10 protein-coding genes and 1 riboswitch are annotated in these 15,664 nt (G+C 70.6%); of the genes, 3 read left to right on the top strand and 7 right to left on the bottom strand.

The features are described from left to right. Positions 1-271 precede the first annotated feature (271 nt). Positions 272-592 (bottom strand): 2Fe-2S iron-sulfur cluster-binding protein, encoded by a 321-nt coding sequence (locus tag KHC19_RS23500; RefSeq protein WP_213355941.1) that lies wholly within the window; start codon positions 590-592, stop codon positions 272-274. A 380-nt stretch (positions 593-972) separates the two neighbouring features. Here KHC19_RS23500 and KHC19_RS23495 point away from each other — a divergent pair, with 380 nt between their 5' ends. Then, on the top strand, positions 973-7,128 hold the full coding sequence (locus KHC19_RS23495; RefSeq protein WP_213355939.1) for an apolipoprotein A-IV repeat region-like domain-containing protein: 6,156 nt from the start codon (positions 973-975) through the stop codon (positions 7,126-7,128). Positions 7,129-8,044: 916 nt separating this feature from the next. Here the strand turns inward: KHC19_RS23495 and KHC19_RS23490 are convergent. Genes KHC19_RS23490 through KHC19_RS23475 form a run of 4 tightly spaced genes read right to left on the bottom strand, consistent with a single transcriptional unit; the run spans position 8,045 to position 11,738 of the window. Further along, positions 8,045-8,659, bottom strand: a complete 615-nt coding sequence (locus KHC19_RS23490; protein WP_343207785.1) for an ABC-type transport auxiliary lipoprotein family protein — start codon at positions 8,657-8,659, stop codon at positions 8,045-8,047. A 41-nt stretch (positions 8,660-8,700) separates the two neighbouring features. Next, entirely contained in the window at positions 8,701-9,747 is a 1,047-nt protein-coding gene (locus tag KHC19_RS23485; RefSeq protein WP_213355935.1) for an MlaD family protein, read from the bottom strand. 8 nt (positions 9,748-9,755) lie between these two features. Then, a complete protein-coding gene (locus tag KHC19_RS23480) occupies positions 9,756-10,586 on the bottom strand; it encodes an ABC transporter ATP-binding protein (protein WP_213355933.1) in 831 nt (276 codons plus the stop codon). A gap of 9 nt (positions 10,587-10,595) precedes the next feature. After that, positions 10,596-11,738: an ABC transporter permease gene (locus KHC19_RS23475; protein ID WP_213355931.1), complete on the bottom strand. Its 1,143-nt coding sequence runs from the start codon at positions 11,736-11,738 to the stop codon at positions 10,596-10,598. A gap of 266 nt (positions 11,739-12,004) precedes the next feature. Here KHC19_RS23475 and dgcA point away from each other — a divergent pair, with 266 nt between their 5' ends. Then, entirely contained in the window at positions 12,005-12,982 is a 978-nt protein-coding gene (gene dgcA / locus KHC19_RS23470) for an N-acetyl-D-Glu racemase DgcA (RefSeq protein ID WP_213355929.1), read from the top strand. 13 nt (positions 12,983-12,995) lie between these two features. Here dgcA and KHC19_RS23465 read toward each other — a convergent pair whose 3' ends face one another. Both KHC19_RS23465 and thiD read right to left on the bottom strand, forming a co-directional pair. After that, a complete protein-coding gene (locus KHC19_RS23465; protein ID WP_213355927.1) occupies positions 12,996-14,126 on the bottom strand; it encodes an MFS transporter in 1,131 nt (376 codons plus the stop codon). Positions 14,127-14,234: 108 nt separating this feature from the next. Beyond that, a complete protein-coding gene (gene thiD, locus KHC19_RS23460; protein WP_213355926.1) occupies positions 14,235-15,092 on the bottom strand; it encodes a bifunctional hydroxymethylpyrimidine kinase/phosphomethylpyrimidine kinase in 858 nt (285 codons plus the stop codon). Between the two features lie 55 nt (positions 15,093-15,147). Beyond that, a riboswitch (TPP riboswitch) is annotated at positions 15,148-15,271 on the bottom strand. Between the two features lie 125 nt (positions 15,272-15,396). Between thiD and KHC19_RS23455 the strand changes: the two genes are divergently transcribed. Next, the gene (locus KHC19_RS23455) at positions 15,397-15,633 is read left to right on the top strand and encodes an Lrp/AsnC ligand binding domain-containing protein (protein ID WP_213355924.1); all 237 of its coding nucleotides are present in this window, start codon (positions 15,397-15,399) and stop codon (positions 15,631-15,633) included. Positions 15,634-15,664 lie beyond the last annotated feature (31 nt).

The following is a 15,664-nucleotide window of genomic DNA, read 5'->3' as shown; positions in this document are numbered from 1 at the left end:
GCATCAGCGGGATAGGCGAGCCGCCGGATTCAATTTCCCGAAACGGCGACCGTCCTCCATATGGCAGGGCGGGCTGACTTCCGCCCGCGCCCCATCGCACCGTCGTGCGTCTTCAGCGTCACGGCCGATGAATCGATTTCTGCACGATGGCAGGCAAGCCGTTGTCGGGGCTCGTCTCCTGCCCGCCGCCGGCTCCGCCGCCATCGCGCGCCCCGACCGGGGTCGGGCGGCGCTGCCCCCGAGGATGGGCATGGCGGCGAAAGGCCGGGCCTCAGCCCTGCTGGGCCGGCGTGCGCACCACGAGGCCATCCAGCGCGTCGGTCACCTTGATCTGGCAGGACAGGCGCGAATTGGGCTGCACGTCGGAGGCGAAATCGAGCATGTCCTCCTCCATCGGCCCCGGCTCGCCGACAGCGGCGACCCAGGCCTCGTCGATATAGACGTGGCAGGTCGCGCAGGCGCAGGCGCCGCCGCATTCGGCGTCGATGCCCGGAACGCCGTTGCGGATCGCCGCCTCCATCACCGTGGAGTTGACGGGCGCATCCACCGCCCGTTCGGTGCCGGCGGCGTCGATAAAGGTGATCTTCGGCATGGCTGACCGTTCGTGGAAAAAGAACAAATTCAGGCTAGAGTGCCTTGATAAACGCGCCCGGCGGCGAAAGCCAGCCATCGGCCCCTTCGTCCTCCGTAGGGACCGGACGCGACGCAGCGCTTTGAAAACAAGGCGTTAACAGGCATGGTGAACAGCCCGTTAACGATAACCTCAATCAGCTGATTAACCCCAGTTCCATTTTCTTATCCCACAAGCGTAGGATACGGGTGCGGTGAACTGACGTCCCGACAAGGTTTTCCGGCATTTGCCGCTCCGGCGCACGCGCATGCCGGAAACCTGAAGGGACGGCGGGGGCCCGCATACCCCGGCACGGCGGCGCGAGCCGTTCGGAGTTGCGTAAGGACCGGAGGCGACAGCCTATGTCGACGAGCACGAAGAAGGTGCATCAGGATCCCGCCGAAGCGGCGCTTTCGGCGATCGAGGAGGCCCTGAGCCTTGACCTCGCCGAGGAAGAGGCACGCACCAGGCCGGCGGACGACCCGCATGCGGCATCCGAGGGATCGGATCCGTCGCAGCCGGAGATCGCCCACGCCTCCGATGCGGCGACGGACGATCATGTCGATCTGGCACTGACCCGCGATATCGAAGGCCCGCACCTCGAGGACCGTCCGGGAGACGAATTCGACGAAGCGTTCGATTTCGACGCCGACCGCGCGCTCACGCGCGACGTCGAACTCGGCGATTTCGACACCTCGCTGACCGAGCCGGACGACGAGCCGGTGGCCAGCCGCCTCGGCCCGCCGCCGATCCTCGACATTCCCCGTCCCGAATTCGCCGAGGCCGCGCCCGTCCCGCCTCTCGCCGGCCGGGCAGAGGCGCCCGTCGCCGCCGGCCCCCGGGCGGCCAATGACGATCGCCAGTCCATCGGCCAGTTGCTGGCGGCGCTGCAGCGCCGGCCTTCGGCGGCGCCCTATTATCTCGCCGCCGGCGCCTCCGCGGCGTGGATCGCGGCGGGCGGCTTCCTCGCTGCCACCGCCTTGCGCGGCACCGGGCTCGACATTTCCCAGATGCTGACTTCGCCCGCCGCGCTTGCGGTCGCGGGCGGCCTCATCATCCCGCCCGCCTTCTTCTTCTCGCTGGCGGCGATGTCCCGCCGCATGCAGGAGATGCGCATCGTCGCCCAATCCATGGCGCAGGTCGCCATGCGCCTCGCCGAGCCGGCGGCCGCCCCGGTCGCCGCCCCCGAGCCGGCGCCCGCGCGCCTCACCTCCGCCGTGCCGGCCCTCGACGAGGAGCTCCAGCGCAATCTCAACCGCGCCGGCGAGCTGGAAACGCTGGTGCGCTCGGAAATCGCCGAGCTCGAGCGCGCCCATGAGGTGAACGAGACCCGCATGCGCCAGCTCGTCGAGCGGCTGCAGGGCGAGCGCGAGATGGTCCTCTCGCATGCCGAACATGTGCGCGAGGCGATCGCCGCCGCGCATTTCTCGTTCACCCACGAGGTGGACGGCGTGCGCGAGCGCATCAACGCCACCGTCTCCGAAGCCGCCGATCGCGTCACCGCCACGCTGTCGGACAAGGGCGAGCACATCACCCTCGCCCTCGGCCGCGTCGGCGACACCATCATCGACGCGCTGTCCGACAAGGGCGGCGACCTGATCACCCGGCTGCAATCCACCGGCGCCGACGTGAACGGCAACCTGTCCAACGCCAGCGACAAGCTGATCACCACCCTTTCGGCCCAGACCGAGGAGATCAGCACCCGCCTGTCCGGGATCACCGGAGAGCTCGCCACCTCGCTGGCGAGCCGCACCGACGAGATCGGCGACCGGCTGATGCGCACCGCCAGCGAGCTCGCCGACGTGGTGACCAGCCGCACCGACGAGATGGGCGCCAAGCTCACCGCCACCACGCTGAACCTCACCGAGACGCTGGCCACCCGCTCCAACGACATCACCGACGCCCTGGTCGGCACCGGCACCCGCCTCGCCGACGAGATCGCGGTCCGCGCCAGCGAGGTCAACCAGACCTTGAAGAGCACCGGCGACTCGCTGGTGCTCGACCTGTCGGTGCGCGGCGGCGAAGTGGTGCGCAAGCTGGAAGAGACCGGCGCCCGCGTCGCCGATACCATTACCGTGCGCGGCGACGACCTCGCCGAGCGCATCGCCGACACCAGCAACCGCATCTACGACACCATTGCGGGACGCGGCAGCGACCTGGAGCGCCTGCTCGGCGAGACCGGCGAGCGCGTCGTCCACCAGATCACCCTCGCCAGCGCCGGGGTGCATGATACGCTGGCGGCCTCCGCCGAGCAGTTCGGGCAGGACCTCGCCGAGCGCAGCGACGCGATGCGCCTGCAGCTCTCGTCGGTCGGCACCGATGTCGGCGAAACCATCGCCCAGCGCAGCGAGGAGGCCGACCGGCAGCTTCGCGAGAATGTCGAGGCGGTCATCTCCACCCTCGTCACGCGCAGCGACGCGGTGCGCGAACTGCTCACCACCCGCATCAAGTCGATCGAGGAGACCCTCTCGGTCCGCGGCAACGAGCTCGCCGACCGCATCGGCTCCGACACCGCCCTTCTCGGCCGTCAGATCACCGATGGCCTGCGCGATTTCGACACCGTGCTGCAGACCCACGGCTCCGACATCGTCGAACGCATCACCGAGCGCGTCGAGACCATCTCCCGCGCCATGGACGTCAACCTCGCCGGCTTCGACGACCAGGTCACCGCCAAGACCGAGCAGGTCACCGCCGCGCTCGACCAGCGCCTCGCCAATATGGAAGGCGTGCTCGACCGCGGCCTCGAGGGCCTGAACGAGACGCTGTCCGGCCGCACCGTCGAATTCGCCAAGACGCTTCAGGACGGCGCGCAGCTCGCCACCGAGGCGATGGACAAGTCGCTGGGCACGCTCGACGGCTTCTTCACCGACCGCGCCCGCCAGGTCACGGAATCGCTGACCGAGCGCATGGAGCAGGCCACCCGCGCCCTCACCGAGGGCGCGCAATCGGCGAACGACGCCATGAGCCAGTCGCTGGCGACGCTGGACGGCTTCTTCGAGGACCGCGCGCGCGGCGTCACCGACGAGATCGGCGAGCGCATCGCGCTGGCCGACCGCACGCTCGCCGACCGCTCCCGAGAGATCGCGGAAGCCCTCGACGTCCGCGTCAACCGCTTCGAGGAGACCATCGTCGGGCGGCTGGAAAGCGTCGCCGCCTCGGTCGAGGTGCGGGGCGCCGCCATGGCGGACCTGCTCGGCCAGCGCATCGGCGCCGTCGCCGGCCAGCTGCGCGGCGAGGCCACCGACATCGAGCAGAACCTCACCTCGCTCATCGACAATGTCAGCCGCACCCTGGCGGACCGCGCCGGCGACGTCGCCTCGCTGTTCGACACCCGGACCGAGGAGATCGGCCGCCTGCTCGACGAGCGCGGCAACGGCCTGCTCGCGGCGCTGGAGGACCGCAGCGTCGGCATCACCAGCGAGATCGGCCGCACCTCGACCGAGATGCTCGCCGCCATCGACGACCACCGCGACACGCTGGTGCAGGCGCTCGACCGCACCCGCACCGGCGCGGTGGAAGACATTCTGCGCGCCAGCGAGGAGCTGCTGAACACGCTGGAATCGCGTTCCGGCGTCATCGTCTCCTCCTTCGAGGCCACCACCAGCGAGCGCTCCGAGCAGCTCCTGCGCGTCGGCGACGAGGTGCTCAGCGCGGTGGAAGCCCGCACGGCCGGCATTCTCGACGCCTTCCAGCGTTCGACCGCCGGGGCGGCCGGCGACATGGCGCGGGTCGGCGACGACCTGATTTCCAACCTGCGCAACCAGAGCGGCGACCTCGTCATCGCCCTGCAGCAGGCCGGCGGCCAGCTGACGGAAGAGCTGGCCCGCAACTCCGCCACCCTGGTCGGCGACCTCGACGGTCGCAGCGCCCAGCTGGTCGAGGTGCTGCGTCAGTCGAGCGATGTCACCTCCGCCGAATTCCTGCGCCTGACCGAGCAGTTCGTGCGCGAGCTGGACGAGCGCGGCGGCACCATCGTCGACACCGCCCGCCAGACCGCCGAATTCGCCGCCGCCGAGCTCGCCCGCGTCAGCGAGGAGTTCGCGGTCTCGCTCGACGGCCGTGGCGAAGCCATGGTCGGCGCCGCCCGCCAGACGGCGGAAGCCGCCACGGTCGAGCTGGCCCGCGTCAGCGAAGAGTTCGTTGCCTCCCTCGACGGCCGCGGCGAAGCCATGGTCGGCGCCGCCCGCCAGACGGCGGAAGCCGCCACGGTCGAGCTGGCCCGCGTCAGCGAGGAATTCGTCGCCGCGCTCGACGGGCGTGGCGAGGCCATGGTCCAGGTGGCCCGCGAGACGGCGGAAGCCGCGGCGGTCGAGCTGGCCCGGCTCAGCGACGAGCTGGTGCAGTCGCTCGATGGGCGCAGCGAGGCCATCGTCGATGCCGCCCGCCAGACCACCGAATATGCCGCCACCGAGTTGGCCCGCGTCAGCGAGGCCTTCCTCGGCTCGATCGACGGGCGCGGCGAGGCCATCGTCGGCGCCGCCCGCCAGACCACCGAATATGCCGCCGCCGAGCTGGCCCGCATCGGCGAGGAGCTGACCGGCACCCTCGACGGCCGCGGCAACGCCATCGTCGACGCCGCCCGCCAGGCCGCCGACTTCGCCTCCTCCGAGCTGGTGCGCATCGGCGAGGAACTGGCCGGCACCCTCGACGGGCGTGGCAACGCCATCGTCGATGCCGCCCGCCAGACCGCGGAAACCGCCGCCGCCGAACTGGCCCGCATCAGCGAGCAGCTGGTCAGCGACCTCGACGGTCGCGGCGGCGCCATCGTCGACGCCGCGCGCCAGACTGCCGACTTCGCCTCTTCCGAGCTCGCCCGCCTCGGCGACGAGATCGCGACCACCCTCGAGGGACGCGGGACCGGCATTGTCGAGGCGATCGCCGAGAGCGGCCGCACCGCGGTGGCGGAGATCGCCGCCACCAACGAGGCGCTGCGCGGCGACGTGGTCAGCCTTCTGGAGCGGCTCGGCGACGTCAACGTCCAGCTGCAGGACGTGCTTGCCGGCTCCACCGCCAATCTCGGGGAGATCGAGACCTCCATCTCCACGCGACTGGAGAGCTTTCGCGCCACCGTCGCCAGTCTGGAGGAGACGAGCCAGCTCGCCTCCGGCCGCATGGACGAGCAGATCGGCGAATTGCGGGCCGTCTCGACCAACGTGCTGCAGGACGTCTCCACCCTCACCCGCTCCTTCAGCGAGCAGGCCGGCCTCATCGGCGACGTCGCCACCGCCCTCGGCTCCGCGCATGAGACGCTGGACGAGACGCTCGGCGGCCGCCACGAGGCGCTGCTCACCCTGGCCGATACGCTCAAGACGCGGGCCGGCGAGATCGACGGCACGCTCGCCGACTATGCCCGCGCGCTCGACGACACCTTCGCCCGCGCCGAAAGCCGGGCGGCGGAGCTGGCGCGCAGCATCGTCGAAAGCGCCGGCTCCTCCGCCGACGCGGTCGTGTCCCAGCAGGAGAAGCTGCGCCAGACCGTCGAGGCCGAGCGCGAGCGGACCGTCGCCGATCTTCACCGCAGCTACGAGCAGGCGGTGAGCGAGGTCAGCGCGCTCATGGCCAAGGCGCATGAGAACTTCAACGGCACCGCCGACGAGCTGCGCCGGTCCGCCAGCGAGATCCAGGGCCTGCTGGAGAACACCCGCGACGAGCTGAAGCGCGGCATTCTCGTGCTGCCGGAGGAAACGGAGGCAAGCGCCGCGACGCTGCGCCGTACCGTGAGCGACCAGATCAAGGCGCTGGCGGAGCTCAACGACATCGTGGCCCGCCATGGCCGGGCGCTCGATATCGATACCGGCGCCCGTGGCCGCCAGGCCTCCGCGCCGGCTCCGGCCCCCGTTCGGGCCGCGGAGCCCGCACGCCGCGTCGAGGCGCCCCGTGCCGAGACGCCGCGTCCGGCCGCTCCGGCCCGCCCGGCCGTGCCGCCGCGCTACGAACCGGCCCCGCGCCCCGCGCCGGCGGCCACCCGGCCGCAGGCTTCGGCCGCCCAGCCGGCCCGCCAGCCCGCGCCGGCGCAGCCGGCGGCGCGCCCCGTTGCTGCGGATGCCCAGAATGGCTGGCTGTCCGAGCTTCTGGCCCGCGCCGACACCGAGGCGGCCCCCCCGGCCCCGCGGACCTCGGGTTCCGCCCGGTCGGGCGAAGCCCGGCCGGCGGCCAATGAGCGTCCGGTGCAGCACACCATCGAATCGCTCGACTCGCTTTCGGTCGACATCGCCCGGATGATCGACCACGAGGCGGCGGTGGAGCTGTGGGAGCGCTACAAGCGTGGCGAGCGCAACGTGTTCACCCGCCGGCTCTACACCATGCAGGGCCAGCAGACCTTCGAGGAGATCCGGCGCAAATATCGCCGCGACCTCGAATTCCGCGACACGGTGGATCGCTACATCCTGGAGTTCGAGCGCCTGCTCGAGCAGATCTCGCGCGACGAGCGCGGCCAGGCGCTGACCAACACCTACCTCACCTCGGATACCGGCAAGGTCTACACCCTGCTCGCCCACGCGGCCGGCCGCTTCGACTGAGCGACCGACGGTATCACCGACAACGGAACGGGCGCCCTCGCGGCGCCCGTTTCCTTTCGAGGAGCTGCCCCGCTTCCTCAAAGGCAGGTCGCCGGCTCCGGGACGCCTTGCCCCTGCGCCTGCCCTTGCCCTTGCCCTTGCCTTGCCCTTGCCCTTGCCTTGCCCTTGCCTTGCCCTTGCCCTTGCCCTTGCCCCTGCCCCTGTCCCTGTCCCTGTCCCTGTCCCTGTCCCTGTCCTTGCCTTTGCCCTTGCCTTTGCCTTCGCGGCCGTGCCCGCGGCCCGGACAAGCTCCGGCGAGCGCCGCCGTGATGGGCACCGCATCCCGGCTTCCGGTTCCCGCGAACACGGTCGCGCAACCTTGCGCGACCGTGTTCGCGAGTGCGCCCCAGCCGTCCGAAGCGTGCGACACGCCTCCTCCGGATTCCACCGCGCTGAATAGCTGTCCGTGACAGGGTTTGCGATGAAGGATCCCCGCCGCATGCCATGGGCAGCCGGGTCGCGCTGTCGGATGAGCGAGGACGAGTGTCCGCAGCTAAAACCCGCCAGTGGCAGTCCCAGCGCAGCCGATACGGATCGCGCCCCACAGCGACGCCACCGGGAAAAAGTAAACCGGCCGCTCCGGCGGGCATCCGCGCCTTGCAGCGGCGCGCCGCGATAGCCAGCCATCGACTGTCGGCCGGCGCACCGGATCATTTACCCGAAGGCGCCGGGTACCCGGCTTGCGGACAGCGTCGAGGAATCACCCCGCCCAGCGGGCGGCAGATCGAGAGATCGCGCCCGACGCGTCGCCCGGATCGTCGTTATGGGCCATCACCGCCGGGATCGACATCATCGCGGCATTCCAGCGGGAGAGCGTCGAACAGCCGACCCGGGCGGAACCTCCGCCCGGTACCGCGTCCCCCCGGGCGCGGCTCGCTCAGCGTCGGCCGGAGGCCCAGCTCACCAGCTCGATCAGCGCCTGGTCGGAGGCCTCGTCCAGCGCCCGCGTCGCTTCCGGCCCGCTGGTGCCGGACGCCGCCGCCCGGCCGGTGAACACCCGCGCGGCGACGATGCGGCCGCTGCTCCCGGCGACGATGCGGGCCGAAATCTCCACCACCGCCTCGATGCCGTCATGGGTGCGCAGCCCGAAGGAGCGAATATCGGTCAGCAGCTGGTAGTCGGCCGTCACGCCGTCGCCGGCGCGCGTCACCGAGCGACCGCCCCCTGCGTTCTCGAAGGTCTCGATCAGCCGCGCCTGGAACAGCGCCGGCAGCCGGTCGCTCCACTGGGCGTCGCCGAGATAGGTGATCTGCCCGGGACGCGGCTCGACGACGATCTGCTGGGTGTCGAGCACCTGCAGGGCGGCCGGCGTGCTCACCGCCAGCACGCCCGGCATGGCGCGGGGCGCGCTGAAGCCGGTCGGCGCCGAAAGATCGAAGGTCGGGATAGGCTTGCTGCCGAGCAGGGACGCGCAGCCGCCCAGCGCCAGCGACACGGCGAACACCGCCGCGGCGGCGCGCAACCGCCGGCGCCGTCCATTCAGAATTCCCACGCGCAGGCCCCCGCCCGTTATCGATTCACGCCCAGCCATCATCACCGCCCAGTGTAGCTGGGAACCGAGGACCCGCCAAAGATGAACTGGCGGGGATTACGCTCGAGATTGCGGAAAACCCGCTCGATCTCGGCCAGCGTGCGGCGTCCGTCGGCGGCCAGCGCCTCGTATTGCCGCAGGCCCGGGCCGGTGAACTGGTTCAGGTTCTTCGTCAGCTCGGCGGTACGCACGTCGAGATTCGCCGCCAGCTTGCGCACTTCGGCGGCGGCGGCGGTGATCTCGTTGAACATGCCCTGCCCTTCCTTGCCGGAGGTCAGCCCGTTCACATTGTCGAGGATGCTGTCGACCTTGTCCGACATGGTGCCGAGCCGGGCGGTGAAGGCATTGATGTCGTTCACCGTGGTGCGCACCTTCTCCGGGTCCACCGCCTGCACCGTCTTGTCGAGATTGGCCGCCAGCTGGTCGATCCGCCGCGCCGCCGCGCCGACATCGGTGATCAGGCCGTTGATGTTCTCGGCATTGTTGCCGAGCACGGCGGTGAACTTGTCGACATTGTCGATCACCGAGCCGATCTTGCCCTCGTTGGCGCGCAGGAGATCGTCCACCCGGCGCACCACGTCGTCGACGCGGCCCATGATCTGCTTGGCGCCCTGCACGAGGTCCTGCACCGCGCCGCTATCGGCCTGGATGCGCGGCAGCTGGCCTTCCGCCGGCGGCTGCAACGGCTCGGCGCCGGCAAGGCCGCCGACGAGCCCCACCGAGGCGAGGCCGGTCAGCACCTGGGCGTTCAGCTCGGCGCGCGTATCGGCCTTCACCGGGGTCGAGGGCTGCACGGCGATGGTCGCCACCACCTTGCGCGGGTCCTGGGCATCCAGCCGCAAGCCCGTCACCTCGCCGACCGGGATGCCGTTGAAGGTGACGCCGGAACCCGTCTGCAGCCCGCTCACCGGGCCGTTGAACACCACGTCGTAGAGCGCGCGGGGGCCCCGCGAGGCGGAACCGTTGAACCACCACACGAAGCCGAAGCCCGCCGCGACCACGAGGAGAGTGAACAGACCGATGATCGTATAGTTGGCACGCGTTTCCATCGTCCGGTCTACCGTCCTTCGTCGTGGCCAGCCTGAACGCCGATGCCGGCCGCCCGCGCCCGCTTGCCGTGGAAATAGGCATGTACCCAGGGATGGTCGGATTTCAGCATCGTCTCGATCGGTCCCACCGCGATCACCTTGCCGTCGGCGAGGGCCGCGATTCGGTCGCAGACGCTGTGCAGGCTGTCGAGATCGTGCGTTACCATGAATACGGTCAGCCCCAAAGTCTGCTGCAGCGTGGCGATCAGGTCGTCGAATTCGCCGGCGCCGATCGGGTCGAGGCCTGAGGTGGGCTCGTCGAGGAACAGGATTTCCGGGTCCAGCGCCAGCGCGCGGGCCAGCGCCACGCGCTTGATCATGCCGCCCGACAGCTCCGAGGGCATCTTCTCGGCGACGTCCGGCTGCAGGCCCACCATCTCGATCTTGGCGATGGCAACCTCGTCCATCAGCCGCTGCGACATGGTGAGGAACTCGCGCATCGGAAACTGGATGTTCTGCTTCACCGTGAGCGAGGAGAACAGCGCGCCCTGCTGGAACAGCACGCCCCAGCGCTGCTCGATCTTGCGCCGCTCCTCGAAGTTCAGCGTGTCGAGGTCCTCGCCGAACACCTCCACCTTGCCGGACACCTTCGGCACCAGGCCGAGAATGGTGCGGGTCAGCACCGACTTGCCGCCACCCGAGGCGCCGACGAAGCCGAGGATCTCGCCGCGCCGCACGTCGAGCGACAGCCCCTTGAGGATCTTGCGCTGGCCGAAGGCCACCACGACGTCGCGCACCTTGATGATGGCGTCGTCGACAGGCTCGGCGGGAGACAGCGGGCGTTCGGTGTCGAGCTGCATCGCCGGCCCTCACATGTCGATCGCGGCGAAGAACATGGCGAACAGCCCGTCCACCACGATCACCAGGAAGATCGCCTTCACCACCGAGGCGGTGGTGTGCGAGCCGAGCGATTCCGAGGAGCCGCCCACCCGCATGCCCTCCATGCAGGCGATCAGCCCGATGATGGCGGCCATGAACGGCGCCTTGATCATCCCCACCTCGAAGGTGGTCAGCGAGATGGCGGCACGCAGCCGGTTGATGAAGATCTCCGGCGAGATGCTGCCATAGAGCCACGCCACCAGGCCGCCGCCGAACAGCGCGCACATGGAGCCGATGAAGGTGAGCAGCGGCACGGCGATGATCAATGCCACCAGCCGCGGCAGCACCAGCACCTCGTTGGGATCGAAGCCCATGACGCGCAGCGCGTCGACCTCCTCGCGCATCTTCATCGCGCCAAGCTCGGCGGTGAAGGCGCTGCCCGAGCGGCCGGCCACCATGATGGAGACGATCAGCACGCCGAGCTCGCGCAGGGTGAGGATGCCGACCATGTCGACCACATAGGTGGTCGCGCCGAAGCGGCGGAAATGGAAGATGCCCTGCTGGGCGATGATGCAGCCGATCAGGAAGGTCATCAGCGCGATGATCGGCACCGCGCGCAGGCCGGTACGGTCGAGATGGTACACCATCGACGTCCAGCGGAAGGTCAGCGGCCGCACCAGCACCCGCAGGAACGCCACCGTCACCGAGCCGACGAAGGAAAGGAACAGCAGCGCGTCCTCGCTGGTCTCCACCACCTTGCGGCCGGTGACGTCGAGACCGCCGATGAGCGGGTTGAGATGGCGGCGCGAGGGCGGCACCTCGTGGCAGCCCTGGGTGATCTCGTTCAGCAGCGGCTGGAAACGCCGCTCGAGGCCGACGACGCCGACCTTTGCCCCGCTGTCGCCGAGGCTGCGCACCAGCCGGTCGACCATCACCGCGCCGACGGTGTCGAGGCTGCGCACGCCGGAGAGATCGATCCGCACGGAGCCGGCGTCGTTGGCTTCGGCCAGCACCGCTTCCACCGCCCCCTCGAGGGCGGCACTCTGGGTCGCGACCCAGCGGCCATTTCCGACCACCACCAGCTCACGCCCGTTGCGGGCGGTGGCGACGAGCGGTGCTTCAGCGGCTCCCAAATCCGGCTCCCCTCATCCCCGCGCGACCCCGATCAATTGGCGTTCGGGAATCGGATTCCTCACCGCAGATTCCCCGTAACCTCTTATCCACGCAAAGGTCGGACTGTCGAGGGCGCCCCGGTCCGGGGGTCGAAATTGATGGTATCATGATAGCCACGACCCCTCGTCCGCCGCCCACTGTGCTTTCCCTGTGACGCCCTGGCGCCACATTTACCGGCAGACTGTTCCCCTCCCGCGCCGAGTCGCGCTTCTCGCCTCGTTGGTCCATGCCCCAGCTCCTCGTCCATGCCGAACGCTTTCCCATAAACGGCCGCTTCACCATCGCCCGCAGCTCCAAGACCGAGGCGGCCGTCGTGGTGGCGGAACTGCGCGACGGCGTGCATGTCGGCCGCGGCGAATGCGTGCCCTATGCACGCTATGGCGAGAGCGTCGAGGCGACGGTCGCGGCGCTGAAAGCGCTGGCCGGCGACGTCGCCGGCGGGCTCGACCGCACCGCGCTGCAGGAACGCCTGCCGCCCGGCGCCGCCCGCAACGCGCTCGATTGCGCCTTCTGGGATCTGGCGGCCAAGCAGAGCGGCCGGCGCGTCTTCGAGCTCGCCGGCCTGCCGGCGCCGCAGCGCGTCGTCACCGCCTACACGATCAGCCTCGATACGCCGGCGGCGATGGCCGAGGCCGCCCGCGCCGCCGCCCGGCCGCTGCTCAAGCTCAAGCTCGGCGCCGCCGGCGATGTCGAGCGGCTCGCCGCGATCCGCGCCGCGGTGCCGGACAGCGAACTGATCGTCGATGCCAATGAAGGCTGGCGCGCCGAGGAGCTGCCGGCCTATTTCGCGGCCTGCGCCGGCGCCGGCGTCACCCTGATCGAGCAGCCCCTGCCGGCCGGTGCCGATGCCGCGCTCGCCGACATCGCCCGCCCCGTCCCCATCTGCGCCGACGAGAGCGTCCACGGCCGCGACAGCCTCGCCGGCCTGGTCGGCCGCTACGATGCCGTCAACGTCAAGCTCGACAAGACCGGCGGCCTCACCGAGGCCCTCGCTCTGGCGCGGGAGGCCCGCGACGCCGGGCTCGACGTCATGGTGGGCTGCATGGTGGCGACCTCGCTCGCCATGGCCCCGGCGCTCCTGGTCGCCGGCCTCGCCCGCATCGTCGATCTCGACGGCCCGCTGCTGCTGGCCCGCGACCGCGAGCCGGCGCTGCGCTACGAGGGCAGCCTCGTCTATCCGCCCGAGCCTGGGCTCTGGGGCTGAACGACAGCGCTCCTCAGTTTTCCCGCGCCTGCAGCCGATGGGCGAGAAATGCGAGCACCGCCCCGGCTCCCCCCACCCCCGCCGCCAGGAAGAAGGTAGCGGCACCCGCTCTTTCCCAGAGCGGCCCGGCGATGAGCGTGGTCAGGGCCACGCCAATGGTCCCGCCCCAGGTCGCCAGCGCCTGCAGGCTGGCGCCCCGCCCGGCGGGCGCATGGCGCGCCACCAGTTCCACCGTGCCGAGATAGGTGCAGGCGAAGGTGCCGGCATGCAGCATCTGCAGCGGCACCAGCAGGAATGACGGCGGATCGAAGCCCATGGCGGCGAAGCGGACCACGCCGCTCACCCCGCCCAGCGCGATCAGCCGCGCCGGCCCCAGCCGCGCGGTCAGGCGGGTGCCGAAGCGGAACAGCGCCGCCTCCGCCATCACCCCCACCGCCCAGAGCGTGCCGATGATGCCGCCGCTCAGCCCTTGCGACTGCCAGTGCAGCGAGGAGAAGGCGTAGAGCACGCCATGCGCGCCCTGCACCATCGCCGCCGCGCCGAGGCCGACCAGCAACGCCGCCGGCAGGCGGCCGCCGACGGTCTCGCGGCCGCCGGCCGGCGTCGCGGCCTCCTCCAGCGGCAGCGCCAGCAGCGCGCAGGCGAGGCATCCCGCCACGATCAGCCAGATGACGCCGTCGCCGGGAAAGGCGCCGAGCATCAATCCTCCCGTGACATTGCCGCCGATGAAGCTGACCGAGCCCCACAGCCGTGTGCGGCCGTAATCGAGCCCGATCGCCCGGCGCCGCGCCACCGTATAGGCGTCGAGCACCGGCAGGGTCGGCTGCCAGAACACCGAGGCGAGGCCGAGCGCCGCCAGGAGCGTCCACGGCCCCGGCGCCGCCAGCACCGCGACGAAGCACAGGGCCGAGGCGAGCGAATAGAGGATCACCGTCAGCCGCGGCCGGCCGGTGCGATCGGCGATGAGGCCGCCGAGCGGCTGGGTGCACAGCCGCGCCAGCAGCGGCACCGAGAGCGCCACGGCGATGAAGGCGGCGTCGTAGCCGCGCCCCGCCAGCCACACCGGCAGGAACGGCAGGTAGATGCCGACGCCGAAGAACAGGCCGACATAGACGCTGGCGATGATATGGCGCTGGGCGATCATGGCAGACACGACGCGGAACGGGAGGGCCGCGCCGAAACGGGCGATTCGCGCGGCGCTGCTGCTGCGATAGCACCGCTTGCGAGGGCTGCGAATGGCCGCCGCGACAGGCTAGCCGCCGCGATCGCCCCACCAGGCGTGGAAGTGATGCACCGGCCCGTGGCCGCGCCCGATCGTCAGCTGGTCGGCGGCGCCGATGGCCCGCGTCAGATAGGCCTTCGCCGCCTCGACCGCCGGCCGCACCGCCAAGCCGCGCGCCAGCCCGGCGGCGATGGCGGAGGAGAGCGTGCAGCCGGTGCCGTGGGTGTTGCGGGTGGCGAGACGCGGCGCCGACAGCTCCATGAACCCTTGCTCGTCGAGCAGCACGTCGACGCTGTCCGGGCCGTCGCCATGGCCGCCCTTGACCAGCACCGCGCGGGCACCGAGCGCCCGCAGCCGCTCGGCCTGGCGGCGGGCGCCGTCGAGATCGGCGGCCGGCGCCTCGTCGAGCAGCGCCGCCGCTTCCGGCAGGTTGGGGGTGATCAGCAGCGCGCGCGGCAGCAGCTGCCGACGCAGGCTGTCGATGGCTTCCGGCACCAGCAGCCGGTCGCCGGAGGCGGCGATCATCACCGGGTCCAGCACCACCTTGTCGAGGCGGTGCCGGTCGAGCCCGGCGGCGACCGCCTCGATCACCTCGGGCCGCGACAGCATGCCGATCTTCACCGCATCCACCGCGAGGTCGGAGAACACCGCGTCCATCTGCGCGGCGATGAAGGCCGGCGGCACGTCGTGGATGCCGGTCACGCCGAGCGTGTTCTGAGCGGTGAGCGCGGTGATGACGCTGGCGCCGTAGACGCCCAGCGCCGAGAAGGTCTTGAGATCGGCCTGGATGCCGGCGCCGCCGCCGGAATCCGATCCGGCGATCGTCACCGCGATGGCGGTGCGGGGGGTGTCGGCGTGGCTCGTCTGCTGGCTCGTCTGCTCGCTCATCGGCGCCTCCTGGCCGGCAAAGGCCGGGCGCGTCCGTGGCGGGACGCGGGCGTCCCGTTGCGCGCGACCCGTTTCCTCCGCCGGCATGACCCGGATCAGGTTCGTGGGTTGGCACCGGAAGGATCCGGCGTCGCCTCTCAGCCCCGCAAGTCGCCTGCGGGACACCCCAACGCGATCGTCGCCAATGAGTTAAGCGATGCGACCGCCCGGCGCAAGGCGGTGCATCGCCGGCGTGCCGGGGGTTGCGCCGGCCGTGCCCTTCTGGTCCTGTGGCGGGGTGCGTTCAGGCTACCGGAATCCCGCCATGGTCCCCTTCTTCATGCAGATCAAATGTCACCTCGGCCGCTCCTACGAGGTGGCGAACGCCATCGCCGACGCCGAGATCGCCTCGGAAATCTATTCCACGGCGGGGGATTTCGACCTGCTGGTGAAGTTCTACGTGCCGGCGGAGACCGACATCGGCCATTTCGTGAACCAGAAGGTGCAGACCATCTCCGGCATCCAGGACACTCGCACCATCATCACCTTCAAGGCGTTCTGATACCGGTCGGTGTGCCGAAAACCCTTCCGTT

Source organism: Ancylobacter oerskovii (assembly GCF_018390555.1).
GTDB classification, from domain to species: domain Bacteria; phylum Pseudomonadota; class Alphaproteobacteria; order Rhizobiales; family Xanthobacteraceae; genus Ancylobacter; species Ancylobacter oerskovii.
The sequence above is the reverse complement of the archived record's forward strand: the minus strand, read 5'-3'. Positions and strand labels throughout refer to the sequence as shown.